This is a genomic window from Bifidobacterium catenulatum subsp. kashiwanohense JCM 15439 = DSM 21854 (assembly GCF_001042615.1).
In the GTDB taxonomy this organism is placed as follows: Bacteria; Actinomycetota; Actinomycetes; order Actinomycetales; family Bifidobacteriaceae; genus Bifidobacterium; species Bifidobacterium catenulatum.
The window spans coordinates 654,824-681,820 of the sequence record NZ_AP012327.1; the positions used below are offsets into that span (position 1 = coordinate 654,824).

Annotated in this window: 31 protein-coding genes and 1 pseudogene; 21 read left to right on the plus strand and 11 right to left on the minus strand. The window is 56.6% G+C overall.

From position 1 onward, the window contains the following. Window positions 1–86: 86 nt before the first annotated feature. The 4 genes from BBKW_RS02765 to BBKW_RS02780 all read left to right on the plus strand — a co-directional run bounded on the left by BBKW_RS02765 (window position 87) and on the right by BBKW_RS02780 (window position 3,337). The gene (locus BBKW_RS02765) at window positions 87–1,076 is read left to right on the plus strand and encodes a zinc-binding dehydrogenase (RefSeq protein ID WP_033501362.1); all 990 of its coding nucleotides are present in this window, start codon (window positions 87–89) and stop codon (window positions 1,074–1,076) included. Window positions 1,077–1,139: 63 nt separating this feature from the next. Continuing rightward, on the plus strand, window positions 1,140–1,637 hold the full coding sequence (gene purE, locus BBKW_RS02770) for a 5-(carboxyamino)imidazole ribonucleotide mutase (protein WP_003836415.1): 498 nt from the start codon (window positions 1,140–1,142) through the stop codon (window positions 1,635–1,637). Then, a complete protein-coding gene (gene purK / locus BBKW_RS02775; RefSeq protein ID WP_033501361.1) occupies window positions 1,621–2,796 on the plus strand; it encodes a 5-(carboxyamino)imidazole ribonucleotide synthase in 1,176 nt (391 codons plus the stop codon). Before purE ends, purK begins: the two co-directional genes overlap by 17 nt. A gap of 133 nt (window positions 2,797–2,929) precedes the next feature. Continuing rightward, entirely contained in the window at window positions 2,930–3,337 is a 408-nt protein-coding gene (locus tag BBKW_RS02780; protein ID WP_033501395.1) for a Fur family transcriptional regulator, read from the plus strand. 131 nt (window positions 3,338–3,468) lie between these two features. On the opposite strand, the gene BBKW_RS02785 is transcribed toward BBKW_RS02780, so the two are convergent. Then, on the minus strand, window positions 3,469–5,085 hold the full coding sequence (locus BBKW_RS02785; protein ID WP_048349499.1) for a metal ABC transporter substrate-binding protein: 1,617 nt from the start codon (window positions 5,083–5,085) through the stop codon (window positions 3,469–3,471). 248 nt (window positions 5,086–5,333) lie between these two features. On the opposite strand from BBKW_RS02785, the gene BBKW_RS02790 reads away from it, so the two are divergent. After that, window positions 5,334–5,813, plus strand: coding sequence for a Fur family transcriptional regulator (locus BBKW_RS02790; RefSeq protein ID WP_157872358.1), 480 nt, complete (start codon window positions 5,334–5,336; stop codon window positions 5,811–5,813). 86 nt (window positions 5,814–5,899) lie between these two features. Further along, the gene (locus BBKW_RS02795) at window positions 5,900–6,232 is read left to right on the plus strand and encodes a hypothetical protein (RefSeq protein ID WP_033501393.1); all 333 of its coding nucleotides are present in this window, start codon (window positions 5,900–5,902) and stop codon (window positions 6,230–6,232) included. Between the two features lie 229 nt (window positions 6,233–6,461). On the opposite strand, the gene rpmF is transcribed toward BBKW_RS02795, so the two are convergent. Genes rpmF through rpmB form a run of 6 tightly spaced genes read right to left on the minus strand, consistent with a single transcriptional unit; the run spans window position 6,462 to window position 7,828 of the window. Further along, the gene (gene rpmF / locus BBKW_RS02800) at window positions 6,462–6,638 is read right to left on the minus strand and encodes a 50S ribosomal protein L32 (protein WP_033501359.1); all 177 of its coding nucleotides are present in this window, start codon (window positions 6,636–6,638) and stop codon (window positions 6,462–6,464) included. Next, entirely contained in the window at window positions 6,638–6,760 is a 123-nt protein-coding gene (locus BBKW_RS02805) for a ribosomal protein bL36 (protein WP_033501358.1), read from the minus strand. Before BBKW_RS02805 ends, rpmF begins: the two co-directional genes overlap by 1 nt. 1 nt (window position 6,761) lies before the next feature. Continuing rightward, the gene (locus BBKW_RS02810; RefSeq protein ID WP_033501357.1) at window positions 6,762–7,025 is read right to left on the minus strand and encodes a type B 50S ribosomal protein L31; all 264 of its coding nucleotides are present in this window, start codon (window positions 7,023–7,025) and stop codon (window positions 6,762–6,764) included. A 49-nt stretch (window positions 7,026–7,074) separates the two neighbouring features. Next, window positions 7,075–7,380 (minus strand): 30S ribosomal protein S14, encoded by a 306-nt coding sequence (rpsN, locus tag BBKW_RS02815; protein ID WP_033501356.1) that lies wholly within the window; start codon window positions 7,378–7,380, stop codon window positions 7,075–7,077. 1 nt (window position 7,381) lies between these two features. Further along, complete coding sequence (rpmG, locus tag BBKW_RS02820) at window positions 7,382–7,549, minus strand: 50S ribosomal protein L33 (RefSeq protein WP_033501355.1); 168 nt, start codon at window positions 7,547–7,549, stop codon at window positions 7,382–7,384. Window positions 7,550–7,588: 39 nt separating this feature from the next. Then, window positions 7,589–7,828 carry a 50S ribosomal protein L28 gene (gene rpmB, locus BBKW_RS02825; protein WP_033501354.1) on the minus strand — a complete coding sequence of 80 codons (240 nt, stop codon included), beginning with the start codon at window positions 7,826–7,828 and terminating at the stop codon, window positions 7,589–7,591. 63 nt (window positions 7,829–7,891) lie between these two features. Here rpmB and BBKW_RS02830 point away from each other — a divergent pair, with 63 nt between their 5' ends. The 3 genes from BBKW_RS02830 to BBKW_RS09840 all read left to right on the plus strand — a co-directional run bounded on the left by BBKW_RS02830 (window position 7,892) and on the right by BBKW_RS09840 (window position 9,572). After that, window positions 7,892–8,758 (plus strand): hypothetical protein, encoded by an 867-nt coding sequence (locus BBKW_RS02830; RefSeq protein WP_051920294.1) that lies wholly within the window; start codon window positions 7,892–7,894, stop codon window positions 8,756–8,758. Between the two features lie 103 nt (window positions 8,759–8,861). Further along, window positions 8,862–9,236 carry a hypothetical protein gene (locus tag BBKW_RS09835; protein ID WP_051920292.1) on the plus strand — a complete coding sequence of 125 codons (375 nt, stop codon included), beginning with the start codon at window positions 8,862–8,864 and terminating at the stop codon, window positions 9,234–9,236. An 84-nt stretch (window positions 9,237–9,320) separates the two neighbouring features. Further along, entirely contained in the window at window positions 9,321–9,572 is a 252-nt protein-coding gene (locus tag BBKW_RS09840; protein WP_051920290.1) for a hypothetical protein, read from the plus strand. Window positions 9,573–9,950: 378 nt separating this feature from the next. Here BBKW_RS09840 and BBKW_RS10430 read toward each other — a convergent pair whose 3' ends face one another. From BBKW_RS10430 to BBKW_RS02850, 3 genes are read right to left on the minus strand one after another with little or no spacing between them, the layout of a single operon-like run. Beyond that, window positions 9,951–10,310 carry a hypothetical protein gene (locus BBKW_RS10430; protein WP_144242150.1) on the minus strand — a complete coding sequence of 120 codons (360 nt, stop codon included), beginning with the start codon at window positions 10,308–10,310 and terminating at the stop codon, window positions 9,951–9,953. Continuing rightward, window positions 10,307–11,125, minus strand: coding sequence for a TIGR03943 family putative permease subunit (locus BBKW_RS02845; protein ID WP_231858508.1), 819 nt, complete (start codon window positions 11,123–11,125; stop codon window positions 10,307–10,309). Before BBKW_RS02845 ends, BBKW_RS10430 begins: the two co-directional genes overlap by 4 nt. An 8-nt stretch (window positions 11,126–11,133) precedes the next feature. Further along, window positions 11,134–12,168, minus strand: a complete 1,035-nt coding sequence (locus BBKW_RS02850; RefSeq protein WP_033501352.1) for a permease — start codon at window positions 12,166–12,168, stop codon at window positions 11,134–11,136. 144 nt (window positions 12,169–12,312) lie between these two features. Between BBKW_RS02850 and BBKW_RS02855 the strand changes: the two genes are divergently transcribed. The 12 genes and pseudogenes from BBKW_RS02855 (at window position 12,313) to BBKW_RS02910 (ending at window position 25,519) form a co-directional block, all read left to right on the plus strand. Next, complete coding sequence (locus BBKW_RS02855) at window positions 12,313–14,430, plus strand: LTA synthase family protein (protein WP_033501351.1); 2,118 nt, start codon at window positions 12,313–12,315, stop codon at window positions 14,428–14,430. Between the two features lie 140 nt (window positions 14,431–14,570). Beyond that, window positions 14,571–14,795, plus strand: coding sequence for a hypothetical protein (locus BBKW_RS02860; RefSeq protein WP_193786590.1), 225 nt, complete (start codon window positions 14,571–14,573; stop codon window positions 14,793–14,795). A gap of 5 nt (window positions 14,796–14,800) precedes the next feature. Then, a pseudogene (locus BBKW_RS02865) lies at window positions 14,801–15,514 on the plus strand (PfkB family carbohydrate kinase); the annotation flags it as partial. Between the two features lie 177 nt (window positions 15,515–15,691). Continuing rightward, on the plus strand, window positions 15,692–16,366 hold the full coding sequence (gene deoC / locus BBKW_RS02870; RefSeq protein WP_033501349.1) for a deoxyribose-phosphate aldolase: 675 nt from the start codon (window positions 15,692–15,694) through the stop codon (window positions 16,364–16,366). Between the two features lie 53 nt (window positions 16,367–16,419). Beyond that, window positions 16,420–17,628, plus strand: coding sequence for a phosphopentomutase (locus BBKW_RS02875; protein WP_033501348.1), 1,209 nt, complete (start codon window positions 16,420–16,422; stop codon window positions 17,626–17,628). 125 nt (window positions 17,629–17,753) lie between these two features. Then, on the plus strand, window positions 17,754–18,467 hold the full coding sequence (gene deoD, locus BBKW_RS02880) for a purine-nucleoside phosphorylase (RefSeq protein ID WP_033501347.1): 714 nt from the start codon (window positions 17,754–17,756) through the stop codon (window positions 18,465–18,467). Between the two features lie 29 nt (window positions 18,468–18,496). Then, on the plus strand, window positions 18,497–19,447 hold the full coding sequence (locus BBKW_RS02885) for a sugar-binding transcriptional regulator (RefSeq protein WP_033501346.1): 951 nt from the start codon (window positions 18,497–18,499) through the stop codon (window positions 19,445–19,447). Between the two features lie 150 nt (window positions 19,448–19,597). After that, window positions 19,598–20,896 carry a pyrimidine-nucleoside phosphorylase gene (locus BBKW_RS02890; protein WP_033501345.1) on the plus strand — a complete coding sequence of 433 codons (1,299 nt, stop codon included), beginning with the start codon at window positions 19,598–19,600 and terminating at the stop codon, window positions 20,894–20,896. A gap of 66 nt (window positions 20,897–20,962) precedes the next feature. After that, window positions 20,963–22,291, plus strand: coding sequence for a NupC/NupG family nucleoside CNT transporter (locus tag BBKW_RS02895; protein WP_033501344.1), 1,329 nt, complete (start codon window positions 20,963–20,965; stop codon window positions 22,289–22,291). Window positions 22,292–22,467: 176 nt separating this feature from the next. Continuing rightward, a complete protein-coding gene (locus tag BBKW_RS02900; RefSeq protein ID WP_048349500.1) occupies window positions 22,468–23,853 on the plus strand; it encodes an MFS transporter in 1,386 nt (461 codons plus the stop codon). A 118-nt stretch (window positions 23,854–23,971) separates the two neighbouring features. Continuing rightward, entirely contained in the window at window positions 23,972–24,910 is a 939-nt protein-coding gene (locus BBKW_RS09845) for a nucleoside hydrolase (protein WP_051920288.1), read from the plus strand. Window positions 24,911–25,219: 309 nt separating this feature from the next. After that, a complete protein-coding gene (locus BBKW_RS02910; protein WP_033501343.1) occupies window positions 25,220–25,519 on the plus strand; it encodes a winged helix-turn-helix transcriptional regulator in 300 nt (99 codons plus the stop codon). 189 nt (window positions 25,520–25,708) lie between these two features. Here BBKW_RS02910 and purD read toward each other — a convergent pair whose 3' ends face one another. After that, on the minus strand, window positions 25,709–26,971 hold the full coding sequence (gene purD, locus BBKW_RS02915) for a phosphoribosylamine--glycine ligase (protein ID WP_033501342.1): 1,263 nt from the start codon (window positions 26,969–26,971) through the stop codon (window positions 25,709–25,711). Window positions 26,972–26,997: the final 26 nt, after the last annotated feature.

A 26,997-nucleotide genomic window follows, 5' to 3' on the forward strand; every position in this document is an offset into this window, starting at 1 on the left:
CAAAGGAGCGCAAAGTCTTCTCAACTTGAGGCACAATAGAGGTGTTTGCAATCGTGAAAAGCCATTATTCGCAAAGGAGCGCGAACATGAAAGCCGTATATGCCGCCGGAACGAATTATGATGATCCGCTGTCTAAGCTCGAAGTGGGCGACATGCCCGAACCTGAAACCAAGCCATTCTGGTCCACCATTCGTGTGAAATCAGCGAGCGTGAACCATCATGACGTGTGGAGTCTGCAAGGTGTGGGGCTTGCCGACGAGCAGACGCCGATGATTCTCGGCACCGATGCGGCTGGCGTGCTGCAAGAAGACATTCCCGTGAGCAAGGGGCTTAAGGCCGGCTCCGAAGTGGTGCTGTACACGTTCATCGGTACCGATGGGGCCGGAGTCATGCCGGGGGAGCGTCGTTCGATCCTTTCCGAACGATATGCGGGAACCATGGCCGAATGCACGCAGGTGCCCAGCGCCAACGTGTTCGCCAAGCCAGAGAATCTCAACTTCGATGAGGCTGCAGCATTGGGCACCAGCTGGCTTACCGCATATTCTTTGCTGTTCACGTCGGCGAATGTGAAGCCGGGAGATACGGTGCTTGTTCAAGGTGCCGGCGGAGGCGTGTCGACCGCTGCGATCCAGCTTGCCCATGCGGCTGGATTGGAAGTGTTTGTTACCTCACGTAGCGAAGACAAGCGCAATCGTGCATTGGAAATCGGCGCTGACGCGGTGTTCGAATCGGGTGCGCGACTGCCTCGCAAGGTGGATGCCGTCATCGAATCCGTCGGAGTGTCCACTTGGAGCCATTCCGTCAAATCCGTGCGTCCGGGAGGCACCATCGCCATCTGCGGCGCGACCACGGGCGATCAGCCTGGCGCCGAACTTACGAGAATCTTCTTCCAAGATATTCGTATTCAAGGCAATACCATGGGTTCTCGCGAGGATTTCGCACGCCTATTGAAATTCGTGGAACATGCCGATCTGCACCCGGTCATTGACTCCGCGTATGCGATCGATGATGCACGACTTGCGTTTTCCAAGATCGTGAATGGCGACGTTTTCGGGAAAATCATGTTGCACATCTAGCCGATTGCGTAAAGTAAGCGGTGTTCAAGAACATGTTCTTTTGGATTCTTTCGGAGGTCCTTGATGGCAGACAACAAGCCTGAAGTCGCAGTGATTATGGGGTCGGCGAGCGATTGGGAAACCATGAAGCACGCCTGCGAGATGCTTGACCAGTTCGAAGTGCCGTACATGAAGCAGGTGATTTCCGCGCACCGCACCCCGGAATTGATGGGTGAGTTCGCGCATAATGCCCGTGCCAACGGTCTGAAGGTCATTATCGCCGGCGCTGGCGGCGCGGCACACCTGCCGGGTATGGTGGCGGCCCAAACCACCCTGCCGGTCATCGGCGTGCCGGTGCGTTCCCATGCGTTGTCCGGCTGGGATTCGCTGTTGTCCATCGTGCAGATGCCGGGTGGCATTCCGGTCGCCACCACTGCGGTTGGCAATTCCGGTGCCACAAACGCGGGCCTTTTGGCTGTGAGCATTCTAAGCACCACCGATGAGCGTCTGGCCAATGCCCTGCAGGAATACCGTGACTCGCTGAAGGAAAAGGTGGCTGAATCCAATGCCCAGCTTGTCTGAGGAAACCAACGGCCGTGTTGAAAGGCTGATGCCGGGCGCCACCATCGGCATTATCGGTGGTGGTCAGCTTGGCCGTATGATGGCGTTGTCTGCCCGCTATATGGGCTTCCGCATCGGAGTTCTCGACCCGACACCGGACTGCCCGACCGCGCAGGTGGCTGATTTCCAGGTCACTGCCGAATATGACGACATCACCGCAATCCGCGAACTAGCCGAAAAATCCGACGTACTCACGTACGAATTCGAAAACGTGGACGCGGACGCAATCGACCAGGTGCGTTCCCTTGCGGCGGCTCCGCAGGGCACCGATCTGCTGCGCGTCACGCAGGACCGTGTCAACGAAAAGCAGTTCATCAACGACCACGGCACGCCGACCGCACCGTGGAAGGCCGTCAACAGTGTTGAGGAGCTTGACTCGGCACTCGATGAGATTCACTATCCGGCCGTGCTCAAAACCCGTTCCGGCGGTTATGATGGCCATGGCCAGACGGTACTGAAATCTGATGCCGATCTTGAAAAGGTGCGTGCCCGTGCCGATCGTGGCGGTGGATTCCCACCAAGCATTCTCGAAGGCTTCGTCGACTTTGCATTCGAAGCGAGCATTCTCGTTGCAGGCAACGGCAAGGATTACGTGACCTTCCCGATCGTGCGTAACGAGCATCGCAACAATATTCTGCATATGACCATCGCTCCTGCCGAAGTTAGCGAAGCCGTGGCGAAGGAGGCGCACGAACTCGCGTTGCGCTTGGCGCAGGGCTTCGAATTGGCGGGCATTCTCGCTATCGAGCTGTTCGTCACCAAGGATGAGCGGGTCATCGTCAACGAGCTTGCGCCTCGCCCGCATAATTCCGGCCATTACACCATCGAGGCATGCTCGTTCGACCAATTCGATGCGCATATCCGAGGCATCGCGGGTTGGCCGCTCGAACAGCCTGAACTACTCAAGCCGGCCGTCATGGTCAATGTGCTCGGCCAGCATGTGGCACCGACCCGTGCGCTGATTGCCGAGCATCCGGAATGGAGCATGCACGACTATTGCAAGGCCGAAGTGCGCCATGACCGCAAGATGGGTCATATTACCGTGCTGACCAACGACACTAAGCAGACCGTGGCCGATCTTGAGCGGACTGGCTGCTGGGATGATCTCAAGAAGATCTGAGACAGGCCATATGCAGCCGTATATATGAGGTCTGATATATAAAGGTGTATCAGGTAATTTCAGATTGATGGCATATGCGCATCCGGATGTGGAATTCGGATGCGCATATTGTAATGGCCCGCAGTCGGGTAGATTGGCGGATGGACGCGTGGAACGGAACACCAAACAGAAGGAACTCATTCATGAGGCGCTCAAGGCGAGCAACGAATTCGTCTCCGCGCAGAACCTGCATCGCCGACTTGAGGATGAAGGCGTGAAGGTCGGATTGGCCACCGTGTACCGCCAGCTGAACGCTTTGGCGGATGCCGGAGAGGCCGATACCGTGCGTATGAGTGGTCAGCAGCTGTTCCGTCTGTGCGGTGACGATGGTCACCATCATCACCTGGTGTGTACGGGCTGCGGCAAGACGGTGGAGATCGAATCGCCATCCGAATCCTGGCTGCGGGGCATCTCGCAAAAATACGGGTTCACCATCGAACGGCACACGCTGGAAGTGTTTGGAATGTGTTCGGAATGCCAGAAAAAAAGCGCACTTAAATAGGCGCGGAGACATAGGGAATCATAGGAAATACACATGATGCCCGGTTTTTCGAACGGTAATGGGGTTCGAAAAACCGGGCATCGGTATTCCATGGCTATGGTTGCCGGCAATGGCTGTATGCCATGGAAGGATCAGTGGGCCAGCATTTCCGTGGCCACCTCATCGGCGCTCATCGAAGCGGGGTAGTAGGTTGGCCAGTTGTCCATCTCCTTGAGGGTCTCCGCTTGGGAATCTCCCGAAAAGATGTGGAAGTGCGCGGCCTTGCCCGGAGCGATGCCATGGTCGGAGAACTGCACCGCCTTCGGCGCGCCCGCCGGAACGTCACCGGTGGCGGTGAACAGGTAGCGCACGCCGCGGTTGCCCTTGGCATAGTCGAGGATCTTGTAGCCGTCGTACTTGTACGTGGCGGTGGTGCTCTTGCCATTGCGGGTGAACGTGATCTGATCGCCCTTGATGGTGATCTTCTCCACGTCGGTCTCGTAGCCGGTGTCGTAGTACTTATTGTATTCGGCTTCGGTCATGTCGCCCTTCTTGGCCTTGGCTTGTATCACCTTCTTGAGCTTTCCTTCCTTCAGCAGCGGATACACGGACTGCCATTCGCCCTCGTAATCGGACAGGTCACGGTCCTTGACGTCCTGGGTGAGGAACCAGCCGTTCATGGTGTCGTTGGCCAGCGCCTGGTTGGCGATGGTGGTGAGCCATCCGAGCAGGGTCTTCTGGTTCTCGGGCAGCTGTTCTGTCGCCGAGACGATGGTCTTATGGGAGGAGAGAGCGGCCTCGTTGAGCTTCTTGGCGAAGCCGTCCATTTCCTGCGGGTTGACCACCAGCAGATCCACATTCGAACCGGAGACGGTATCGATCGCGTTCTTCAGGTCGGCGGCGGAGGGCTCGGAATCGCTGTTCATCGCGTTCGTGTAGGTCTCGGGCGTCTTGTCGATCGATCCGGCGTAATCAAGCAGGTAGTTGATGATGGATTCGGTGGCAACATAGCGGCGCTGGATGCCCTTAGCGCGCGCCTTGTTGATCAATGCCACGAAATTGGCGTAATCGCCGTTCCAATCATTGAAGTGGCGCTGCGCGGTCTGCGCGGTGTCGGAGCTTTCGCCGGCTTTGTTCTCATAGGCTTCGGTGATGGCGTTGGCGGCCTTCAGCACGGCCTCCGGGCTGAACCACAGGTGCGGGTTGGTGCTGCCGTGGTGGTGATGATGACCGGAATCGCCGTCGGAGTGTTCATGCGAGTGTTCCTTCATGGCGGTGATGCCCATGATGTCGCCGACGTTCACGATGGTCTGCTTGCTTTTGTCGAACTGTGCCTTTTCGGCCCAGCCGTCGTATCCGGCGCCGTTGAGTACCACGATGTCGGCCTTGGTGAGCTTGGCCATGTCGGACGTCGTCGGCTCATAGTCGTGGGGCTCCACGGAAGTGGAATTGATCAGGGAAGTGACCTTGACGCATGATCCGCCGAGTTCCTGGGCGAGCGATCCCCACTGGTTCACGGATGCCACGACATCGAACGTCGTGCTACAGGAATCGGAGACCTGCTGGTTTGCGGCGCTGGCGCTGGTGTTGCCGCCGGTCGCGGTACTGCGCGGATTGGCGATCGAGAGGCCTCCCGCGACGATGCCCGCCACGGCAAGACCCGCGACAAAGCTGACGATTGACGCTGCGATGCGGTGCTTGTTGTTGGCTGCCGAGGCGTTTTCAGCCTGCTGCGCGTTTTGGATATGGCTGGTATTTGAATCAGTCATGCTCTTCTCTTCTACCTTTGTTAGGGGGTATTGTGTAACCCATCTGATATGCCGATCGGAATTCATGCCTTCTGTGGCTTGCCTGCGGTGATCGCTGTGTGGAAAGCCTGCCGATGAAGTTCCGCGACATGGATAATATAGCAAATGAGAATCGTTATCAACAAGGAAAGAGGTAGGTGTGTCGCGCATGTGGGATGTGCGGATTGTGGTTCATGGCAAAGCCATGCTTTCCGAAAGGAGTGCGAACTGTGGTGGACGCTGAGAAGGGCGTGAAGGAACGCGTCAGCAGGCCGAGGCTGCTTATCGCGCAGGTGTTGGGTGATATGCGTCGTTTCGTCTCTGCGCAACAGATAGTCGAGGTGCTGAAATGCCGTAATCTCAAAGTCGGGACCGCGACCGTATACCGTAATCTGAAACTGATGGCCGAGCAGGGGGTCGACGTCATCCACGTCGATGACGAGACGTTCTACCGTGAATGCTCGGATGGCAAGCGCCATCACCATGTCATCTGTCGCGTATGCGGGCGCACTGTGGAAATCGAGGTGCCGGGACTTGAGCGGTGGATTGACAAGGCGATGGCGCATCCGCATTATCGGGATGTCGACCATGATTTGGAGAGTTTCGGTATCTGCCTGAAATGCGCGCAAGCGCAAGACAAATCGCATCATGGCGAAGATGCCGTGAAATCAGCGGATTCGGGCGGTGCTGTCATGAAATCTGATAATTGATTTCATTAATTTCCTTCACGGGGAGCGTGTCCGTAATATTCATGGTGGAAAGCAAAATGTATGACGGCAATGAAAAGAATTGCAAGATGACCATCAAGAACTACGACGAGCGCGCTTGCGAAATCGTTACCGAAGAAGGCGTTTTCGCAGTCGACAAGGACGTTCTGGACAAGTTCGATCCGTCCAAGCACGAGCACGGCGTTGCCGCTTGCGGTTGCTGTGGCTGCTGCTTCGATGGCGACTGCTGCAACGATTCCGACTGCGGCAGGTGCGAGGGCAAGCACTGCGACAAGACCTGCCGTGAGAACTCCGAGAACCACGAGTGCGCGTTCTGCCACCTCGCGTTTGACGCCAATGAGAAGTGCCATGACGAGATCCTCGCCGATCTCAAGGAGCTGAAGAGCGAGCTCGCTGACTGATTGCCATTCATGAAGTCGGCGCAGATGCAGAATAATCACGTCGTCGGCTTTGGCGATATGAAATGAAAAAGAAATCGCCTCGCGGTATGCGAGGCGATTTCCTGCTTATCTCAACCGTTTGACCCGAGGTACAAGTACGGGCTAGACCCTCCGCTCCGGAACGACGGTGATTTCGTTCCGGAGCGAGTGACGCATCGAAGCCGATACGCCACGATTAATTGCGCGGGCGTCAGAGTTTGTCGACGTCCACATACCCCTTACGCACGGCTGGCACCAGATATCCTGGAACCTGCACTTTACGGCCGTCGGGCGTAGTTGTGGTGACGAGATCCACTGGCTTCGCCTTCCAGTTGGAACGGCGTGAATGAGTGTTCGCTCGGGAGGTCCTTGTCTTTGGAAGTGCCATCAGCCCTGCCTCGCTTTCCAGCGCGGATTCTTCTTGTTGATGACGTACAGATGGCCGCGGCGACGGACGACCATCGATCCGTCCTTGCGCAGCAGGGAACGGATGGAAGCCTTGACCTTCATGTCATTTATCCTTTCTGCCGTAGCGATTGTTGAACTTCTGCACCTGGCCCGCGGTGTCGAGCACCACGGATTTTCCGGTGTAGAACGGATGCGAGTAGCTGGTGACGTCTACGGTGTACAGCGGGTACGTGTTGCCGTCCTCCCATTCGATTTTGGGAAGCTTGTCGGCCTTGGATACCAGCGTCGAACGCGTCAGGAACATGGTTCCGGTGGATTGGTCTTTGAACACCACCGGGCCATATGGCGGATGAATGCCTTTCTGCATGATTGATTCCTTTGATGGATGATGTGCTTTGTCGACGTTCTCCGGTTGATCACCAGCTGGACTTGGTGACGCCGGGCAGTTCGCCCTTGTGTGCCTTTTCCCTGAAGTTGATGCGGGAGAGGCCGAACTTGCCGACGTAGCCGCGCGGCCTGCCGTCGATGGCGTCGCGGTTGCGCAGCCTGGTCGGGCTGGCGTTGCGGGGGAGCGCGTGCAACTTGCGCATGGCCTCGTCGCGTTCCTCCTGGGACAGATGCGAATTGACGGAATCCTCCTTGTGCTTCAGCCTGCGTTCCGCGTACTTCGCCACGGTAAGTTCACGCTGGCGCTGCTTGACGATTTTGCTGGTTTTTGCCATGTCAGCGGGTCTCCTTGAAAATCACACGCTTCTTGAGCGCCGGATCGAACTTGAGCAGTTCCAGACGGTCGGGTGTGTTCCTGCGGTTCTTGGTGGTGGTGTAGGTCGATCCCGTGCCGGCGGTGGACCGCAAAGTGATCACCGGTCGGACGTCATTGGATTGCGACATGGATGGTCCTTTCTTCCTGTCTGACGCGATCTCCCGCGATCAGGCCTTGATCTCTCCGGCCGCGATGAGACGTGCGACCGCGGAATCGATGCCGATGCGGTCGATGGTCTTCATGCCGCGCGGCGTTACCGTGAGGGTGATCGTGCGTCCCAGAGAAGGAACGTAGTAGCGCTTCTTCTGCAGGTTCGGCTCGAAGCGCCTGCGGGTTTTCCTGTGCGAGTGGGAGACGCTGTTGCCGTATCCGGCACGGGTTCCCAGAATTTGACAATGTTTGGTCATGGGTCTAACTATAGATATTGAGAATCATTATCGTCAAGTTGGAAACGAAAATAAGGAAAAGCAATGACCCATCCATCCTTGGAATCATGGAGAAACGCCGAAGGCAACGAGTCTGGGGAATTCCACGACTTCGATGAGCTGGAGGAGCTGTTTTCGCAGGACGATGCGCAGTCCCGCGGCAGCGTGGTGCTTCTGACTGGCGTGGAACGGCTGGCTTTGGATTCGGTGTCGTTCTCCTTGGCCGATTCATGCCCCTCGACCTACACCATCTCCTATGATGTCACCGCCGACGATGACGCGGAATCCGGCATTGCGGTCACGCGCACCATTCGTCGCCCGCCCAGCTTCGGCGATCTAATGGACGGCGATTACGATTCTTTCCGCATGGACGACTGCTGCTTGACCTGCTCGGTCAAACACGATCTCGCCATGGTGATGAAGGATGTCGGCTCGGCCGATTGCGTGCTTGTCGTGCTGCCGATCGGAGTGGAAGGCATCGCGGTCGCCCAATATCTCGCCGAATCCGCGGCATTGGACGAGCTGCCATGGAACCATGTGGACGTCACCGTGGCCAATGCCGCACGGCTTGAAGGATTCGAGGCGCGTGGCTTCGACGATCAGCCTCTTGTGCTGGCCGGACACGACGAGGACGACGTGATCGTCGAACCCCGCTCCACGGGCGTGGTGCAGGCGAGATTGGTTCGTGAGGCGGCCCATGTGCTGGTGCTTCCCGGCGTGGACGATGCCTCCGCGACGCTGCATGCCGCCTCATTGGCCGATACGGCCACGCACCGCGCATACAAGCTGCTGGCCGCGCTCACCGATCCGGAAGCCACCATCCATCCTGATGCCCATCGTGCCGATCTGCACGCTTTGTTCGGGACATATGATGCTCGAATCGAGGAAGGGGCGACACGCTCTAACCAGTGAGCGTTGGATGAACGCTGCTCGATATCTGATTGTTTTCCATGACATCGGCGGTTGCGGTGCGATAGAAAAGAATCGTCCAGACATCGATTGAGAAAGTCGACGATTGAAGAGGAGGAAACAAATCAAACGCGCGGCGCTGTCGACCGTCGTCGCCGGCATGGTGACCGCGGTCGCACTCGCAGGCGGTGTCACCGCATCCGCGGCCGACGCGACCGCATTCCCGACGAACACGCCGGATATCACATCGCTGCTGAGCGAGTTCTACCAGTGGTGGGCTCCGAAGAAAATCACCGATCCGAACAACAAGAACCCGCAGGATTCGGCAAGCAACACGGCGCAGGGCTTCGCGTTCCGCGGCAACGTCACCGATGCCGGAATAAGCGTTCTCAAACAAAACGACGACATCGTCGAGGCCATCAACAACAAGGCCGCGCAGGATGCGCGGAACGGAGCGAAGGCTGACGGCACACACACCTAGGCGCAGCGTGCCGGCATCGACGCCGTCGACAACGACGCGTACCGCGAATTTTCGGATGCGCTGGGCGGCACCATCGCCGGCTTCGTGAAGGAAGGCCTCGATTCGGGCGCCCTGCCGAAAATCAACGCGTTGGTGTTCGACAATTCTAGCAAGACCGCGTTCTCGAAGTTCGTCGGCACCGGCAGCACGAAAACCGATTTCAACTATCCGCGTCCATACACTTCGAAATCCTCTGAAGGATGGGACCGTACCTTTGACGGCGCCAACGATCTGAAGGATTTGAAATCTGAACTGAACATCGTGCGTTTCCCGATGTTCGCCGAAAACGGCACCTAATTCGGTGACGACTACACCGACGTGTCCGAGCCGTCACAGGCGTTCCTCTCGGGCCACACCACGAAGGCGTACAATCGCGGTCTTGGACTGGCGACGTTGCCGCCTGAGCTCGGCACGGAACTGGTGACGCGCTCCTCCGAAGCCGGCAACAACCGCGTGGTGATCGGCGTGCACTACCCGCTCGACGTGATTGGCGGACGCATCTCCGTGTCAGCCGACGTCGCGGCGCTGTGGAGCGATGCGAACCATCGCCAGAACGTGCTGCTTCTCGCGCACGACGAATTGGAGAACTGCATCGCCTCCGAAGTGCAAGGCCGCCAATTTGGGCGACACCGTCGCCGCGTGCGTCGCGAATACCGGCGCCAACGACAAGAACGGTTACAAGAACTCCTTCACGGACTCGGTGTAGACCAAGCCGAATGCACAGCCGAGCAACAAGCCGTCCGGCAACGCCACCGCCTCCGACGCGGGCACGGGCAACGGCAGGCTGTCGAAGGCCGGTGCCGGTGCCATCGCCATCGCCGTCGTAGCAGTGGTGATGCTTGCCGGTGCAGGCGCGACCATCGCGTTGAAGCGCCGCGGCTGAACCGCGATTCCATAAAACAAATCTGGGCTTCGACGCCATATCCGGTTTTCCGGAATGGCGTCGAAGCCCATTTGCATTGACATGTGTTGATGTTTTATTCGGTGCTCGCCAAGCGAGTTTTCCGATTGCCTGTTAGCCGGTGGCGTCGTCATTGCCAATAGAAATAGCCGGTAGGGGCGTCTTTCGTCTGATGCAGCGAGATGACGTGCAACACCAGTCCTTGGCGTTCATAGCCGGATGCGCCATAAGTGCCGTTTTCCAGTCGGGCTTCGACGGTGACCCATTGGTGTTCGGCCGGTGCCTTTCCTTTCGAAACGGCCATGAAGCCGAACGGCGTCATGTCGAGGATGCAGCAGCTCATGAACTGCCTCGCCACTTGGAATTCATGGCGGCCATATGTTCTGGAATAGCTCACGAATCCGGTCACGCGTATCCGGTAACCCGCATAACGCTGTGGATTGTGATCGATCTGCTCGAACCACGCGCCGAACTCGTCGTTGCCGATGGTGATCGTCCGGCGCTTCGCGTCCAATCCGTGCAGATGCCTTGTGTCGTCGGGGGTGTAGACGTTCTTGGCGATGGGGATGGCGCGTCCGGATGCATACGCGTCGAAGCCTCCCGAACCGGCTGACTGATGGAACGGCACGCTGATCAGCAACGCGGGGATGATCAGCGCGACCAGCCAACGCGGGCTTTTGCGCACGTCGGTCGTGGCGGTATGGAGCATGCCGATGCATGCCGCCACCGCCATCAGGCCCAGCAAAATCGCAGTGACGACGAGATACGGTTTCGCCCGCGGCGTGGCCAACGACGTGTATGTGCCGGTCGCCACGGCATGTGCGATCGCCGCCGCCAATGCCGCGAAACAGCAGCCTTCCACCAAATCGGCCATGGTCGGATGCGGCGTGTGGGTGCCGTGTCCGAATCTCATGCGAGCGGCCAAAGACGTGATTGATGAGAATGCCATGCCATGCTTCATATCCCGAACGCCATATGGACGAGGAACGCAAGCAGTATGCAGGTCATCGTGATGGTGATCATGAGACGAAGCGTGAAACCGGCCTTGCATTCGACGCCCAGCATCATCGCGTTCTTCACGTCAAGCACCGGTCCAAACGTCAGAAACGCCAGCAATGCCGAAACCGGCAGCATCCCCGACATCCCCGCGGCGATCACCGCATCCGAGGACGAGCAGACCGAGCACAGGAACGCGAGCGCCATCGCCATGGCGATGGCGCCCAACGGATGGTTCGCGACGATATCGGCGTTGATCGAATTGCCGAATGTGATGCTTATGATGGCTGCGATTGTCGAGCCGACCAGCAGAATCGGCATCATGCGCAGGAAATCATCGTGGGTGTGCCGAAGGAAGTGGCGCAGGGGTGATTGCCGATGTTCGCATTTGGCATAATCGTCGCATCCGCATGCGCAGCCAAGCTCGTTCGCCGCATGGTCGTTGCGTGGTCGTACCGGTATTTTGCCGATCGGACATACCACGAACGACATGCCTGCCGTCAACGCCATCAACGCGCCCAGGCCCACACGGCGGAACACCATCCACGGATCGTTCGGGAACGCGTACCACGTCGACCATATCGCCATCGGATTCATGATCGGCACCGCGACGAGGAATGTGACAGCGCAGGGAACCGGCAGCTTTTTGCGCAGCAGGTTCGCGAACGTCGGCACGGCCATGCAATCGCACACCGGCATGCACAGTCCCGCGGCCAATGCCACGGTGAATCCGCCGATGGTGGTGCGTGGTAGATGCCGTTCGATGAACGATGTGGTGACCAGTGTCGCGACCGCGGCCGACATCATCGCACCGAGCAGCATGAAGGGCACGGCCTGAAGCATCAGTCCGGCGACGCTGGTGCCTATGCGCACGAGCGGCACGCGCAGTCTGTGCGCTTCGAAAGCCTGGGATGCGGCGATGAGGAAGGCGACCAGCGGCGTTCCGATGACGAGAAACAGATAATTCGCCGAGGATGTGCGGCGTGAAGGAGTCATATCGCAGTATGGTACACACCACCTTCGATGCGGAGGATTTCGGAAAGAACCTGTGGATGAAATCGGATATCACAGGGTTTTGTCAGATTCGGCCGCAACAATAGGACGTTGGCATATCGCTGCGGAAGTCGGCGAGGGAATCTGATGCGTTACGAGTGGAGAAAGCGCTTGACGAACGAATCCGTGAAAAACGAGACGATTGAGGAACTGAACATCGAAACGGTGGATCCGAACGCGCCCGCGGGCAAGGTGAGAAAGAAGTGCGGGCCGTTCCCCGGATGGCTATACGGCGTGTTGTTCGCGGTGTTCGACGCCATCGGCGTGGCCGCGCTGCAGATCGGCGTCAGCCAGTCGGCGACCCGAGTCAAATTGTCGAACAACATGTGGCTTACCGGCTGGGGCTTCGTCACCAAGATGTGGACCAGCCTCAATTTCGTCGCGGTGCTGAATCTGCTACTGTGGGGCGTGCTGTATCTGATACTGCTGATGGTCTGCAACCGTTTCTGGATCGCGACTCCGCTGTTCCTGGCGGTGACGTTCATCATCGCGGTCATTGAGCATTTCAAGGTGTCGATTCGATACGAGGCGATTCTGCCGAGCGATCTGAACTTCCTGAAGGCCGATGCGGGCAATCTGATGAGCTTCACGCCGGCCGGCGCGCAATGGACCATTCTGCTGGCCGTCGCCGTGTTCATCGCCTTCGTCGCGCTGTTCGTGTTCCTGAACCGTCTGGACGGGCGGCACGGTAAGCTGTTCCGCGGCTCGGACCGGCAGACGCGCTCGGTCAACGCCGTTGCCCGTCTGTTGCTGATTCTGGTGCCAGGCCTGTTCTTCGCCCTGTATTCGATGCAGGTGAGCACCGTCGGATCATGGGCCAAAAGCTTCTCGTCGGCAATGGGAGACATGCCGTCGATGTGGGATTCCGTGTATGACGCGCAGCGCAACGGACCGCTGGTGGCGTTCATCAGGCAGCTCAATACGAGCATCATGGAGAAGCCGTCCAACTACAGCGAGGCCACGATGAAGCAGGTCGTGGCCCGATGCACGAAGGCTGCGGAGAAGATCAACGCCAAGCGTTCCTCCAACATGACCGACAGCACGGTGATCTACGTGCTGTCCGAATCCTTCTCCGATCCGTCGCGTGTGCCCGGCCTGAAGGTCAACAAGGATTCCATGCCGAAGATCCGTGAGATCAAGAAGAACACGACATCCGGCCTGATGCTGTCGTCAGGATACGGCGGCGGCACCGCCAACTTGGAATACATGGGATTGACGGGTCTTTCCATGGCGAACTTCGATTCCTCTCTGACCAGTCCGTACCAGCAGTTGGTGCCGAGCGAGCATTGGACGCCGACCATCAACCAGATGTGGGGCGCGGCCAGGAACTCCATCGGGTTGCATCCGTACGAATCGTCCATGTACTCGCGCGCCACCAATTACAAGAAGTTCGGCTTCTCGCACTTCTACACGCTGACTGGCCCGGACGTCATCTCGCATCAGGACAAGATAGACGAATCGCCCTATGTGTCCGACGCCGCGACGTACAAGAGCACGTTGGAGCAGGTGAGCAAGACCAAGTCCAACCAGTTCCTGCAGGTCATCACCATGCAGAACCACATGCCGTACCACGAGTGGTACAAGAACAACGATTTCAAGGCGGAATCCACCACCGGCGAACCGTTGGGCGAGGACGAGCAGGAATCCATCGAAACCTACCAGAAGGGCGCATCCCTCACGGATGACGCGACCGCCGATTTCCTCGACCAGCTCGACCAGCTCGACAAGCCCGTCACCGTGGTGTTCTACGGCGACCATCTGCCCGGCATCTATTCCTCCGCGTCGAAGGACGACGGCAACTCGCTCGCCCTGCATCTGACCGACTACTTCATCTGGTCGAACAAGGCCTCCGAATCGCAGGGCACCAAGGTCGACAATTCCGATTATTCGTCACCGAACTTCTTCGTGGCGCAGGCGGCCGAGCATATGGACGCGAAAGTGTCGCCGTATCTCGCGTTCCTCACCGAAATGCACGAGAAGATCTCCGCGATGGAACCGCCGGTCGTCAACAACATCCAAGGATGGGACCGCATTCCGGAAGGCCAGAACATCTACTTGAACGCGAAGGGCGAGGCGATGGCGGCGAAGGACTTCGACTCCGAGACCAAACAGCTGCTGGCCGACTACAAGCTGATCCAGTACGACATCACCACCGGGAACAATTATTTGAAGAATCTCGGATTCATGGATCTGCCCAAGCGGTGACCGTTCCGCCGGTTCAGCGAGCCGGGTCAGTGCGACTGGCCGGACTGGCCGGTGCGCATCTCCAGTGAACGCCGAGAACAGATACTCAACGTCGCCTCATCCATGCATTATCGGCCGAATCAGACGGCCCGAGCTGCGACGTGATGTGGAGGAATGCCCATGCCCGGTGGTGTTTCGTGGATCGCTTGGTGGATTCCGGCTACTGCGACGGCGTGGGCGTGGATAACCGGGAAGGTGGCAGACTGGCCGCCAAGGCGCTGATCGCCTCGTTGGCTGCCAGGGTGGTGCGCGGTAAGGCGGGCGGACGTGTCGGCTGTGTCTGTGTGGAAAGGCCGGATGGCATGTCCGATCGGCGTTTCCGGTGAAACAGTCCGGTGTCGACGTGTCGAACGTGCGTCGTGTGCTGGGGCAGAGCGGAACCACCGTCATTGTGGTGGACGCCGAAGGCGAGAACATCATCGTCTACTCGCCGGGTTCCAACGCGCAGGTCACCGTCGACTACGTGCGGTCCATGAAGGATTAGCTCGTCTCCTCCAGCGTGCTGGGGCTGTGCTTGGAAAGCCCCATCGAAACCGTCACTGCGGCGGCGCAGATGTGCCATGAGACCGGGGTGAAGGTGCTGCTTAACGATTCGCCGTTCACGCACACGATTCCGGCTGAACTGATCGAAGCCTCTGACGTGCTGCTGGTCAATGAGCGCGAGATGGCCCAGTTGCTCGGCATCGACGAGCCCGACGACGACAATTAGGGTGCCTTCGATTGGCAGCATGCGGCCGACCGCATGGCCGAATACGGGTTCAAGGAGGCGATTGTCACCTTGAGTGGCGACGGTTCTGTGGTGCTGGACACCGCAGCTCCTGAAGGCCAGCGGATTGTGCGCATCGCTCCGGTGAAGGTCGATGCCGTGGACACCACCGGGTGCGGCGACTCCTTTATGGGAACAGTGCTCGCCGGGCTGGCATCGGGCTTCAGCCTGCAGGACGCGGCAAGGCTCTCGTCATACGTGTCGGCCTACGCCGCCACCGGTTACGGTGCCCGGGCCTCGTATGGCACCGCCGCGCAGATTCGGTCGATGTTTAGTTGACATTGTGGATTCCATGGAATGCGGTCTGATGTGTAAGCACCGCATTCCATGGAATTAACATGCTTCAATTTGTTACAAATATTCATTTTTTGCAATTGACAATTGTAAAAAATGCTGTTATAGTTATAACCATCCCAGTCAGCCAAAGATGACTGATTCCATTGAGAAAGGCACGACATGAACCTCACCCAAGCCCAACTTGCCAAGTATATGGACCACACGCTGCTCAAGGCTTCTGCCACGGCTGACCAGATTGATGCTGTGGTGGCCGAAGCTATCAAGTACGGCACCGCATCTGTATGCGTTAATCCTTACTGGGTACCGCGCGTCTCGAAGGCTCTCGCTGGTTCCGGTGTGGCCACTTGCACTGTTATTGGCTTCCCCCTGGGTGCCTCCACCACTGAGACTAAGGTGTTCGAAACCCGTGACGCCATTGCCAAGGGCGCCGACGAAATCGACATGGTGATTAACGTTGGTGAGCTTAAGGCCGGCAACGACGACGTGGTGCGTAACGATATCCGCGCTGTGGCCGATGCCACCCACGAGGGCGGCAAGCTGCTCAAAGTCATCATCGAAACTGCGCTGCTGACCGACGAGGAGAAAACGCGTGCCAGCAAGCTCACCGTCGAAGGTGACGCCGACTATGTGAAGACCTCCACCGGCTTCTCCACCGCAGGTGCCACCGCCCCTGACGTGGCGCTGATGCGCAAGGCCGTCGGACCTGACTTCGGCGTCAAGGCAGCAGGTGGCATTCATACCTTGGCGGACGCCTATGCGATGATCGAGGCTGGAGCCACGCGCTTGGGCGTCTCCGCATCCGTGGCCATCCTTGAAGAGGCCGCACGCCAGTAGGCTTATCAGTCTTTATGTATACGCTGTAATTTTTCAACGACGAAAGGAATGCAATGACGCATAATTACCGGCGATACAAGCGTGTATTCGCTATCGCGCTCGATTCCATCGGCATCGGCGAGGCTCCGGACGCGGCCAAATTCGACGATGAGGGTGCTGACACCCTGGGGCATATCGGCGAATTCTTCAACGGTGAGCTTCACCTGCCGAATCTAGGCAAACTGGGTCTGAGCAACATCAGGCCCAGTAACCCCATTCAGGGTGTGCCGGTGGCCGAGCATGCCGTTGGCTGCTTTGGCAAGATGACGATTACCTCGCACGGCAACGATTCACTCGATGGGCATTGGGAGATGATGTGCCTGCCTGTGCGCTTCGAGATGGCCACGTTCCCAAACGGGTTCCCACAGTGGATTGTCGACAAGCTTGAAGCATTCTCCGGTCGCAAGGTTATCGTCAATAAGCCATACTCCGGCACCGAAGTCATCCATGACTATGGTGAGCATCAGATGGCCACCGGCGACTTGATTCTGTATACGTCGGGCGATTCCGTACTACAGATCGCCTCGCATGAGGATGTTATCCCGGTGAAGGAGCTGTACCGCATCTGCGAATACGCGCGTACGTTGATTAACGGTCCCGAGGTCGTGATGGGGCGAGTCATTGCCAGACCATATGTGGGGCCGGACAAGGATCATTTCACACGTACCGCCAATCGCCACGATTATGGCCTGGAGCCTACCGAGAAGACCGCACTCGATTTCCTTCACGAGGCGGGTGTGGATGTGCTCGCTATCGGCAAAACCAACGACATCTTCTCCGGCCATGGTATCGATCGGGGTTGGCGTAATAAGAGCAATATGGACGGCATGGACCATGTAGACGAAGCCATGGGCCTCGATTTCACTGGCTTGTGCTTCGTGAATCTCGTGGATTTCGACGCGATGTACGGTCATCGCCGCAATGCCCAAGGCGACGGTGATGCCCTGATGGCCTTCGACGAGCGGCTGGGGCGTGTGATGGGTGCAATGCACGATGACGATCTTTTGCTCATCACCGCCGACCATGGTAACGATCCAACCTATAAGGGCACTGATCATACGCGAGAATACGTGCCGATCCTGGCATACTCGCCGTCCATGGCCAATCCTGGCCAGTCGCTTGGCACACGTGACACGGCATCCGACATGGGCGCCACCATTCTTGACAACTTCGATGTCGAGGGCAATGGCAACGGCGTGAGCTTCTTGAACAGCATCGTCTGAGTCCGCGTATTGCTGAGCCCCGTCCAACATGATGGCGTGAAAGCGCGTCACGTTCGCAACGCATGCGCTTTCACGCGTCCGCAACATCTCATCCGTAAATCCTTTGACCATTGAAAGGAACACTCATGGCCACTCCTCACATCGAAGCCGAACCCGGCGATTACGCCGATGTCGTTCTGCTCCCCGGCGATCCGCTTCGTGCCAAATACATCGCCGAGAACTTCCTCGAAGACGTTGTGCAGGTCAATGCGGTACGCAACTGCCTTGGCTTTACCGGTACGTACAAGGGACATCGCATCTCTACTCAGGCCTCTGGAATGGGCATACCGTCGCTATCGATCTACGTCAATGAACTTGCTAGCATCTACGGTGTCAAGACTATTATCCGCGTCGGATCCTGCGGTGGCATGGCGCCAGACGTCAAGTTGCGTGACGTGCTGCTGGCGTCTGGTTCGACTACCGATTCGGCTGTCGTCTCCAACACCTTTGGGCATGGGGTGCATTTCGCGCCATTGGCAGATTTCGGCCTGTTGCATGCCGCCTACCATGTGGCACAGGAGTGCGGCATCGACGTGAAGGTCGGCGATATTCTTGCCGCCGATCGTTTTTATAATGACGAACTCGATGTCAAGAAGCTCGCCGATTACGGCGTGCTCGGTACAGAGATGGAATCCGCCGGCTTGTACCTGCTCGGTGCAAAACTAGGCTTCCGTGCATTATCGGTGCTGACGGTATCCGATTTGCTCTTCTCTGAAGGGAAAACCACTAGTGAGGAGAGAGAGCGCACGTTCAACAATATGATTACCATTGCGTTGGAGGCGGCTATCGCCAAGGCGTAGTAAATCCGGAAATGGGGAAGGAGATGGGCATGGCTGCCAAGGATCGTCGTGCTGCCGAGGCGCTGAGGGTAGCGAAAATGTACTACCAGCAGGATCGCTCGCAAAGTGAGATATCCAAGGAGCTGTCCATCTCCCGTCCCACTGTCTCCCGATTGTTGCGCTATGCCCTCGATACTGGGCTGGTGCGCATCGAAATCGGTGATCCAGGTGAGACGGCCGAGCAGATGGCAGACGAGTTGTTACAACGTTATAACCTGCGTCATGTGATTGTCGTGCCTACACGCAACATCGCGCCAGCCGATCGACTTGACACGGTCGGACATGCAGCAGCCAGCTATATCGAAAGCATTGTGCGTGACGACGATATCATCGGTATCGGCTGGGGACGTACGGTGCATAGTGTCGGCGAGCATCTGGCACCAAAGGACGTGCGCGGCGTGACCGTTGTGCAGATCAAGGGCAGCGCCTCGAACACCGAACACAACAACTATGGCTTCGAAAGTGCTAATGCCTTTGCCAACGCCTTCCATACGTTACCGCAGTATCTTCCGCTGCCGGTGATTTTTGAGCAGGAGCAGACCAAGGCGTTGGTGGAACGCGAGACCTATATCCGTCATATAGCCGATATGGGTCGGCGTGCCAACATAGCCGTATTCACAGTGGGTACGGTGCGCGATTCGGCAATGCTGTTCCGCTTGGGTTACCTGACTCAGCGTGAACAGTCTCATTTGCAGGCCACGGCTGTTGGCGACGTCGTTTCAAGATTCGTCGACATCGATGGGCGTGTGGTGGATGAAGATATCAACCGGCGCACCATCGGCATTGAGCTGGCAGACCTCAAGGCTACGCCGCATTCGATCTTGGTGGTTGCGTCGACGGCCAAAGTGCCGGCGACCCGTGCAGCCGTCGTTGCCGGATACGCCAATACGTTGGTGATTGACGAGGATAGCGCGCAGGATCTTCTTTCGTTCGAGAATTGATACGGCACGCATGATGGTGCGATGCCAGGTGTCTTTGCGCACTCATTCTGAAAAAATGTAAACTATGCAACACGCGCATTTGTAAAAAATGCGAAGATGTTTTAGTCTGTAGAAACAACATTCCGCATAAGACAAAGGAGTCGCAAATTGATGCGAATGCTTGATATTATCGACGCAAAGCGAAACAAAATCACATTGAGTGACGAACAGATCAGGTTCGTCGTCGAGGGCTATACCACTGGTGATATTCCCGACTATCAGATGAGCGCTTTGCTAATGGCAATCTGGTTCAACGGCATGACAGCCGAAGAAACCCGTGAACTGACTATGGCCATGCTCCACTCCGGCGATCAGCTGGATCTGTCGGATATTCCCGGTGTCAAAGTCGATAAGCACTCGACAGGCGGCGTGGGCGATAAGGTCTCCATCCCGTTAGCTCCGCTGGTCGCCGCAGCCGGGCTAATCGTACCTATGATTTCCGGTAGGGGATTGGGGCATACGGGTGGCACACTCGATAAGCTCGAAGCCATTCCGGGGTACACTGTGGAGATCAATGAGGATGCGTTCAAACGCCAGCTTAAGGAAGTCGGCTGCATCATCGCCGGCGCCACGGGCAACATCGCCCCTGCGGACAAAAAGATTTATGCCTTGCGTGATGTGACCGATACCGTCGATTCAATTCCGCTGATTGCCGGCTCAATTATGAGCAAGAAAATTGCCAGTGGCACTGACGCGCTCGTCATGGATGTCAAAACCGGTTCGGGTGCCTTCATGAAGAATGAGGAGGACGCCAAGGCTCTGGCTCGTGCTCTTGTCGATATTGGCAAAGGCGTCGGCATGGATATCATGGCGGTTATCTCCGATATGAACCAGCCGCTGGGACGTGCCATTGGCAATGCCTTGGAAATCGAAGAGTCAATCGCGCTGCTGAAAGGTGAGGGGCCGGACGACCTGCTTGATCTGGTGCTCACCATCGGCTCGCAGATGCTGCACATGGGTGGTAAAGCTACCACTCTTGAGGAGGGCCGGAGTATTCTCGAGTCCCACATCGCAGACGGATCCGCACTGGAACGCTTCCGTATGATGATCGAGGCACAAGGCGGCGATGACACCGTGATCGACGATCCAACAATCATGCCGCAGGCCCGGTATCATATCCCGATTATTGCGGGGGAAGAGGGTGTGGTCACTGCCATGACCAGCGACAAGCTGGGGTTGGCCTCTATGATGCTTGGTGGAGGGCGTGCCACCAAGGACGATGTGCTTGACTATGCCGTTGGCCTGACTCTGAACAAGAAAGTCGGCGATTCCGTGGCCAAGGGTGAAACATTACTGACTGTGCATTCCAATCGTGAAGACATCGCTGATGTTGAACGGTTGATCCGCAACAACATCACTATCGGCAAGGAGGCCCAACCCATCACCCTCATTCACGACATCATCGTCTGATGCGGTCAATGAAGTCCGATATTAGACATCACACAAGAACATAAACCATAAGAAAGGTACCCTCCCATGTATCTTGCCATCAACATCCTCGGCCTGCTGGTCTTCCTTGCCGTAGGTTGGGTATTCTCCAATAATCGTAAGGACATCAAATGGAAGTCGGTTGGCTGCATGGTTGTCCTCAACCTCGTCATTGCCTTCTTGCTGACTAGCTTCGAAGCCGGTCGTGCCGTAGTCAAGGCGGCTGCCGACGGCTTTGCCTGGATCGTCAATATCTCCTATAAAGGCATTAATTTCGCTCTTGCGAACTGGGTTGGGGCCAATGGCGTTGACCCGTCCCCGGTCAATTTCATCGCTTCGGCGTTGTTGCCTATTCTCCTGATTGTCCCGCTGTTCGATATCCTGACTTACATTGGTTTGCTCCCATGGGTCATCAAATGGATCGGCCGTGGTCTGAGCTTCATCACCCGCCGTCCGAAGTTTGAGACCTTCTATGCGGTCGAGATGATGTTCCTGGGCAACACCGAGGCTCTGGCTGTCTCCAAGATTCAGCTTCAGCGCATGAAGGCAGGACGTAATGTAGTGCTCGCCATGATGTCGATGAGCTGCATCACTGCCGCTATTGTCGGTTCCTATATTCAGATGGTCCCTGGCGAATATGTCATCACCGCCATCCCGTTGAACTGCATCAACGCCCTTATCGTTTCTCACATGCTCTATCCTGTGGAGGTCACTCCGGAAGAGGACGTCATCTATGGTCTTGCTGATTCCGAGGCGGATGTCTTCGAAGGCCTGAGCGATGAGGAGCGTGCCAAGAAGGAGGCCGCCATCGCCAAGTACAACGCGATGCCGTGGTATAAGCAGCTCTATCACAAGGATCCTGCAGCTCCGAAGAAGGAGCCGTTCTTCTCCTTCCTCGGCGACTCTATTCTCGGCGCCGGCAAGCTGGTGCTTATTATCACTGCCAATGTCATTGCCTTCGTGGCGCTTGCAGGACTCATCGATGCTTTCCTGGGCATGATTTGGGAGCACCTTTCCCTCGAATCCATCCTTGGCGTAATCATGTACATCCCGGCGCTACTCTTCGGTCTTGACCCGAGTACTGCATGGTCGATGTCTGAGCTCATGGGGCTTAAGCTTGTGACCAATGAATTCGTGGTCATGGGCCAGATCACTGGTGATATCGCCACCTATGCTGAGCACTACAAGGCAGTACTCACCGTGTTCATCACCTCCTTCGCCAACTTCTCCACCTTAGGTATGGTCATCGGCTGCTTCAAGGGCATCGTCGATAAGGAGAAGAATGATGCAATCTCCAAGCAGGTGGGTCGTATGCTCCTTGCCGGCATCCTCGTCTCCTGCCTGTCCGCCGCCATTGTCGGTCTGTTCGTCTGGTAAGACACAAACCGATTGTGCTTGGGATTCCTCCTCCTGAGCATTGTGATTCGGCCGCCGAAATTCCTGATTCCGGTGGCCGGATTCATTTCGCTGCACTCGTGATTCCAATTCATGTCGGTTTCCCGTATTCGTTCTTCCAAGATCCGTACTGATTGGTTTGACGGAAAGGACATCATATGAGCGACATCACTTCCACGGCACACAATGTTCCCGATACCGCTTCCGAAGAGTCTGACACTGCTGTCGATGTTGCCGCAGTCAGTGCCAAAGCTCGTAAGACGCTGTTTCCATTGCTGTTTGTCTATCTTTTGGGCACGCTCGCTATTCACGCGTTCAACTTAGTGTTCCATGAGATTGGTGCCGATTTGGATGCTGGGGCATCCGCTTCACTGATCACGGCCATCCCCGGAGTCGTCTTAGGCATTGTATGTTTTGTGTTCGGTTCACTCGGTGATTTCATTTCCCTGCGCAGGATGACTGTCATTGGCATTATGGTGCTGGCCGCAGGGTCCATAGGCGGGTTTCTCCTTCATGGATCCCTGTGGTGGGTGATTGTGTTCCGCGTGGTGCAGACCGTGGGATTCCAAACCGCTGGCTCTGCATATTTGGTTATCGTGGCTCGATACCTTAAACCGGGGGAGAAACTGCTGTGGTTCGGCCTGTTTACCGCCTCCTATCAGCTGGGAACGGCTGCCGGTGTGCTCATCGGTGGCTGGCTTGGATCGATCGACTGGTCGCTGATGTTCTTAGTGCCGCTGCTGGGATTGTTCACTCTGCCGGTTCTGATGAGGAATCTTCCTGACATGGGAACCGGAGCGCATGTCGATGTGCCAGGGTTCGCGTTATTTGGTGCAGGCATCCTATTTCTCACCTTGTTCTTCTCGCTATCGCAATGGTGGATGGTCGCAGTGTCCGTGGCGTTGTTCATCCTGTTTGTTGTATATATCGCCAAGACGCGTGAGCCGTTTATGACCACCTCGTTCTTCACGAATAGGCGATGGGCTACTGCCGTGCTCACTATCGTCATCATCTATTTCATCAATTTTGCAATTAGTCCGCTGCTGAATGCACTCGGCGGTGAAGTATACGGCATGGGGGCCTTTCAGGTAGCGCTGGTCATGTTGGTGCCATTGCTGCTGGCCGCCTGCTCCGGTGCGCTGTCAGGGCGCATAGCGGGGCATATTGGCAGATTTGCCGCCATTGTGCTCGGATGCACGTTGATGGTGGTGGGTCTGGTGGCCATGGCATTCGCATCCGGTGTGAGCATGGTTGCTGTAGGTGCTTCCCTCGCGGTGTTCTATATCGGTATGGCCATGCTGTATTCGCCGGTATCGTCCACGGTACTTGATGCGTTGGGTCCGGAAGAATATGGCCGTGGTGTCGGCATGAACGATCTTGCTCTGCAAGGTGGAGGCTCGGTGGGCATTGCCGTGTTCGGCGGATATATTGCCGCACGTCCTTTCTCTGCTGTAAATGCCACCACGTTATTTCTGGTATTCGCCCTTATCGCCGCGTTTGCAGTGGTATGGACGGTTCTTCATCGTCGCCTGTGGCGGATTTGAGAAAATGCGTGTATACCCGTAGATATTCCGAAACGCCGGTCAATGGCCAATCGATAGTTCTCTACCAACCGTCCTGTTAACTAATTGTCAACCAAGTCACTCATCAAAGGAGATCCATATGACTAGTACAACCCCCATCATCATCGATTGTGATCCAGGCGTCGACGACAGCTATGCCATCGCCATGGCTCATGCTCATCCAGGCTTCGACATTGTGGCCATCACGGCCGTCGAAGGCAATGTGCCTGCTAGGCTTACCCGGCATAACGCATTGTGTCTAGCAGATACATTGGGTATTGACTGTCGTGTGGCGTTCGGCGCAGAAAAACCGTTGCGCAAGGCGTACGATCGTGATGCTTCGTCTATTCATGGGGCTTCCGGTGTAGGCGACGTGGTGTTCGACCCCCCGTCAATTGAGCCTGACCCCAAGCCGGCATGGGATGTGATCTACGAGGAAGCAATCAAAGCCGAAGGGCGTTTGATTTTGTTCGCCACCGGTCCGCTTACCAATATCGCGCTGACATTGCAGCATCACCCGGATCTGCCGAAGTACATCAACCGTTTCTGCATCATGGGCGGTGGCACATTCGGTAACATCACTAAATTTGCCGAATTCAACGTATTCATCGATCCGACGGCGGCTCGTGAGGTGTTTGCCCAGCTGCCCGTTGAGATGATTGGTTTGAATATCACGCATGCGGCGGCGCTGACCGAAGCTGATTTTCAGGAGATGCTCGCTATTGGTGGCGATTCACGTCCCTCGAAGATGCTCCATGAGTTGGCCACGTTCTCCGAGCGGCAAAGTCATCTGCCTGGCTCGGACAACAGTGTCATTCATGACGCGGTAGCTGTCGCATCAGTGATCAATCCAGACCTGATTGAATACGATGAGCGATACGTGTACGTTGAGGACGGCGATAATGCTGAGAACAGTGGGCAGACTGTTATCGAGCCAGAGGACGATCCTCGTGAGCCGAAGTGCAGGGTCGGCATGAAGGTGGATCGTGACGCCTTTGCTGCCATGCTCAAGGGCGTCTTCCATCATTATGCGGAGTGACTGTTTTTCTTGGGCATAGCTAGGGGCTGCTTCCGTATGGGGCGGCCCCTGCTCTATATCAGTTGTAATGCAGTCGGCTATCCACCATATTCAGCATTGCTGGGTGTCATTGAATGAGATTGATGATGACGATTGAGACGACTTTGATTGGCGTACTATTGTCGGTCTTATGGCGGGATATGGATTCAGAGAGACAGTAGTCTTTGTAGGTTGAACGGATTGGAGGCACTGAATGCCGCAATCTTCGAAGATCGGCAAGCGGCTATATTCCCGATGCCATACACTGAAAGGTGCTGAAAGGGGAATGATATGGCACTTACCGAACGCGAACGACAGATTCTGAAGAAGATCGAGCAGAATCCGATGATCAGCCAAAACGAGTTGGCTGAATGGTGCGGCATCACCCGTTCCGGTGTGGCCGCGCATATCTCTAACCTGATGAAGAAGGGATACATTCAGGGCAAAGGCTATGTGCTCACGCCGCCTCGCTATGTGGCGGTCATCGGCGCGACCAGCGGCTATATCGCAGCCATGGTCAGCGGCATAATTCTGCTGGGTCTTGCGTTCTGCGCATCCCTGCTCATTCCGAAGCCGGGTGAACAGAAGTAATCAATATAAGCTTGCTTGTGTTGTGCGATTAGAACGGGTTCGTTCATCAAATCTCCTTCTTGTTTGATGAACGAACCCGTTCCCTATTTTTCCCAATAATAAAAACGTTTCTGCGATTGCCCGATGCGTACGCAGGAACGTTTTTATTATTATGCAAGCTTCATGTATGCAAGCTTGGTTTTACGTCAATCAGTTGTTCAATGCCTTGGCGCCAATGTCGTGACGGTAGAACATGCCCTTGGTGTCGAGCTTGTCGATAATCGCATACACCTTGTCTTGAGCGGTCTTAATATCGGCGGCAGAAGTCTCGACCAGCAGCACGCGACCGGAATTGGCAACCAGGCCTTCTTCGCTACGAGCCACGCCAGCGTAATACACGTGGGAATCCTCGTCGACTGGAATCTCAGGAATCGCAGCGCCCTTGATCACATCGACAGGATAGCCGTCGGCGGCGAGCACCACACCAAGCGTGGCATTGTCGTTATCCCAAGTGAATTCCGGAGTCTCGCCATTGAGCAGAGCGCTGATGCCAGCGCCGAGATCAGACGTGAGCTTCGGCAGCACGACTTCCGTTTCCGGATCGCCAAAACGAGCATTGAACTCGATGACCTTCGGACCGTCAGCGGTGGCAATCAAGCCAGCGTACAGAATGCCAGTGAACGGCGTTCCCTCATCAGCCATAGCCTGAACGGTCGGCTTTACAATGGTTTCAATAGCGGTATCAACCACATCCTGACCGATCTGCGGAACCGGGCTGTATGCACCCATGCCACCGGTATTCGGACCCTTATCGCCATCATATGCGCGCTTATGATCCTGCGAAATCGGCATTGGCCAGAAATCAGTGCCGTTCACAAAGCTCATCAGTGAGAACTCCTGACCCTCCAGGAAGTCCTCGATAACAACCTTCGCACCGGCGTTGCCGAAACGATGATCGACGAAAATGTCTTCAAGAGCGGCGATGGCGGTTTCCTCATCCATGGCAACGGTCACGCCCTTGCCGGCGGCCAAACCATCAGCCTTGATCACAATCGGAGCGCCATGCTCACGAACATAAGTCGTGGAACGCTCCAAATCGCCGAATGTCTGATACTTTGCGGTCGGAATGCTGTGACGCTCCATCAGCTGCTTGGCGAAATCCTTGGACCCCTCGATCTGTGCGGCGGCCTTGCTCGGACCGAACGCCTTGATGCCAGCCTGAGCGAAATCGTCAACGATACCCTCGATAAGCGGCACTTCCGGACCGACGAACACCCAGTCATAGCCGTTGTTCTTTACGAAATCAATCAGCGCGGCATGATTGGACGGGTTGATCTGCGTGATGCGGATGCCGTCAAGTTCCATACCTGGATTGCCCGGAGCCACTGTGACTTCGCTGACGCTGCCGCCACGCATAAGCGCATGAGCGATGGCATGCTCGCGTGCGCCGGAACCGATGACCAGAACCTTCATGTTTCCTCCTGTTATGTCCCTTCTGG

Excerpts from the sequence above, each read along its gene's own strand:
- deoC (WP_033501349.1), top strand. The coding sequence starts at position 15,692 with ATGAACCTCACCCAAGCCCAACTTGCCAAGTATATGGACCACACGCTG.
- BBKW_RS02850 (WP_033501352.1), bottom strand. The coding sequence starts at position 12,168 with ATGACTCCTTCACGCCGCACATCCTCGGCGAATTATCTGTTTCTCGTC.
- BBKW_RS02900 (WP_048349500.1), top strand. The coding sequence starts at position 22,468 with ATGAGCGACATCACTTCCACGGCACACAATGTTCCCGATACCGCTTCC.
- BBKW_RS02895 (WP_033501344.1), top strand. The coding sequence starts at position 20,963 with ATGTATCTTGCCATCAACATCCTCGGCCTGCTGGTCTTCCTTGCCGTA.
- purE (WP_003836415.1), top strand. The coding sequence starts at position 1,140 with ATGGCAGACAACAAGCCTGAAGTCGCAGTGATTATGGGGTCGGCGAGC.
- BBKW_RS02890 (WP_033501345.1), top strand. The coding sequence starts at position 19,598 with ATGCGAATGCTTGATATTATCGACGCAAAGCGAAACAAAATCACATTG.
- rpmB (WP_033501354.1), bottom strand. The coding sequence starts at position 7,828 with ATGACCAAACATTGTCAAATTCTGGGAACCCGTGCCGGATACGGCAAC.
- BBKW_RS02810 (WP_033501357.1), bottom strand. The coding sequence starts at position 7,025 with ATGCAGAAAGGCATTCATCCGCCATATGGCCCGGTGGTGTTCAAAGAC.
- rpsN (WP_033501356.1), bottom strand. The coding sequence starts at position 7,380 with ATGGCAAAAACCAGCAAAATCGTCAAGCAGCGCCAGCGTGAACTTACC.
- BBKW_RS09845 (WP_051920288.1), top strand. The coding sequence starts at position 23,972 with ATGACTAGTACAACCCCCATCATCATCGATTGTGATCCAGGCGTCGAC.
- BBKW_RS02845 (WP_231858508.1), bottom strand. The coding sequence starts at position 11,125 with ATGGCATTCTCATCAATCACGTCTTTGGCCGCTCGCATGAGATTCGGA.
- BBKW_RS02765 (WP_033501362.1), top strand. The coding sequence starts at position 87 with ATGAAAGCCGTATATGCCGCCGGAACGAATTATGATGATCCGCTGTCT.
- rpmF (WP_033501359.1), bottom strand. The coding sequence starts at position 6,638 with ATGGCACTTCCAAAGACAAGGACCTCCCGAGCGAACACTCATTCACGC.
- BBKW_RS10430 (WP_144242150.1), bottom strand. The coding sequence starts at position 10,310 with ATGACGACGCCACCGGCTAACAGGCAATCGGAAAACTCGCTTGGCGAG.
- BBKW_RS02885 (WP_033501346.1), top strand. The coding sequence starts at position 18,497 with ATGGCTGCCAAGGATCGTCGTGCTGCCGAGGCGCTGAGGGTAGCGAAA.
- purD (WP_033501342.1), bottom strand. The coding sequence starts at position 26,971 with ATGAAGGTTCTGGTCATCGGTTCCGGCGCACGCGAGCATGCCATCGCT.
- rpmG (WP_033501355.1), bottom strand. The coding sequence starts at position 7,549 with ATGTCGCAATCCAATGACGTCCGACCGGTGATCACTTTGCGGTCCACC.
- BBKW_RS02855 (WP_033501351.1), top strand. The coding sequence starts at position 12,313 with ATGCGTTACGAGTGGAGAAAGCGCTTGACGAACGAATCCGTGAAAAAC.
- BBKW_RS02910 (WP_033501343.1), top strand. The coding sequence starts at position 25,220 with ATGGCACTTACCGAACGCGAACGACAGATTCTGAAGAAGATCGAGCAG.
- BBKW_RS02795 (WP_033501393.1), top strand. The coding sequence starts at position 5,900 with ATGACCATCAAGAACTACGACGAGCGCGCTTGCGAAATCGTTACCGAA.
- BBKW_RS02875 (WP_033501348.1), top strand. The coding sequence starts at position 16,420 with ATGACGCATAATTACCGGCGATACAAGCGTGTATTCGCTATCGCGCTC.
- deoD (WP_033501347.1), top strand. The coding sequence starts at position 17,754 with ATGGCCACTCCTCACATCGAAGCCGAACCCGGCGATTACGCCGATGTC.
- BBKW_RS02785 (WP_048349499.1), bottom strand. The coding sequence starts at position 5,085 with ATGACTGATTCAAATACCAGCCATATCCAAAACGCGCAGCAGGCTGAA.
- purK (WP_033501361.1), top strand. The coding sequence starts at position 1,621 with ATGCCCAGCTTGTCTGAGGAAACCAACGGCCGTGTTGAAAGGCTGATG.
- BBKW_RS02805 (WP_033501358.1), bottom strand. The coding sequence starts at position 6,760 with ATGAAGGTCAAGGCTTCCATCCGTTCCCTGCTGCGCAAGGACGGATCG.
- BBKW_RS02830 (WP_051920294.1), top strand. The coding sequence starts at position 7,892 with ATGACCCATCCATCCTTGGAATCATGGAGAAACGCCGAAGGCAACGAG.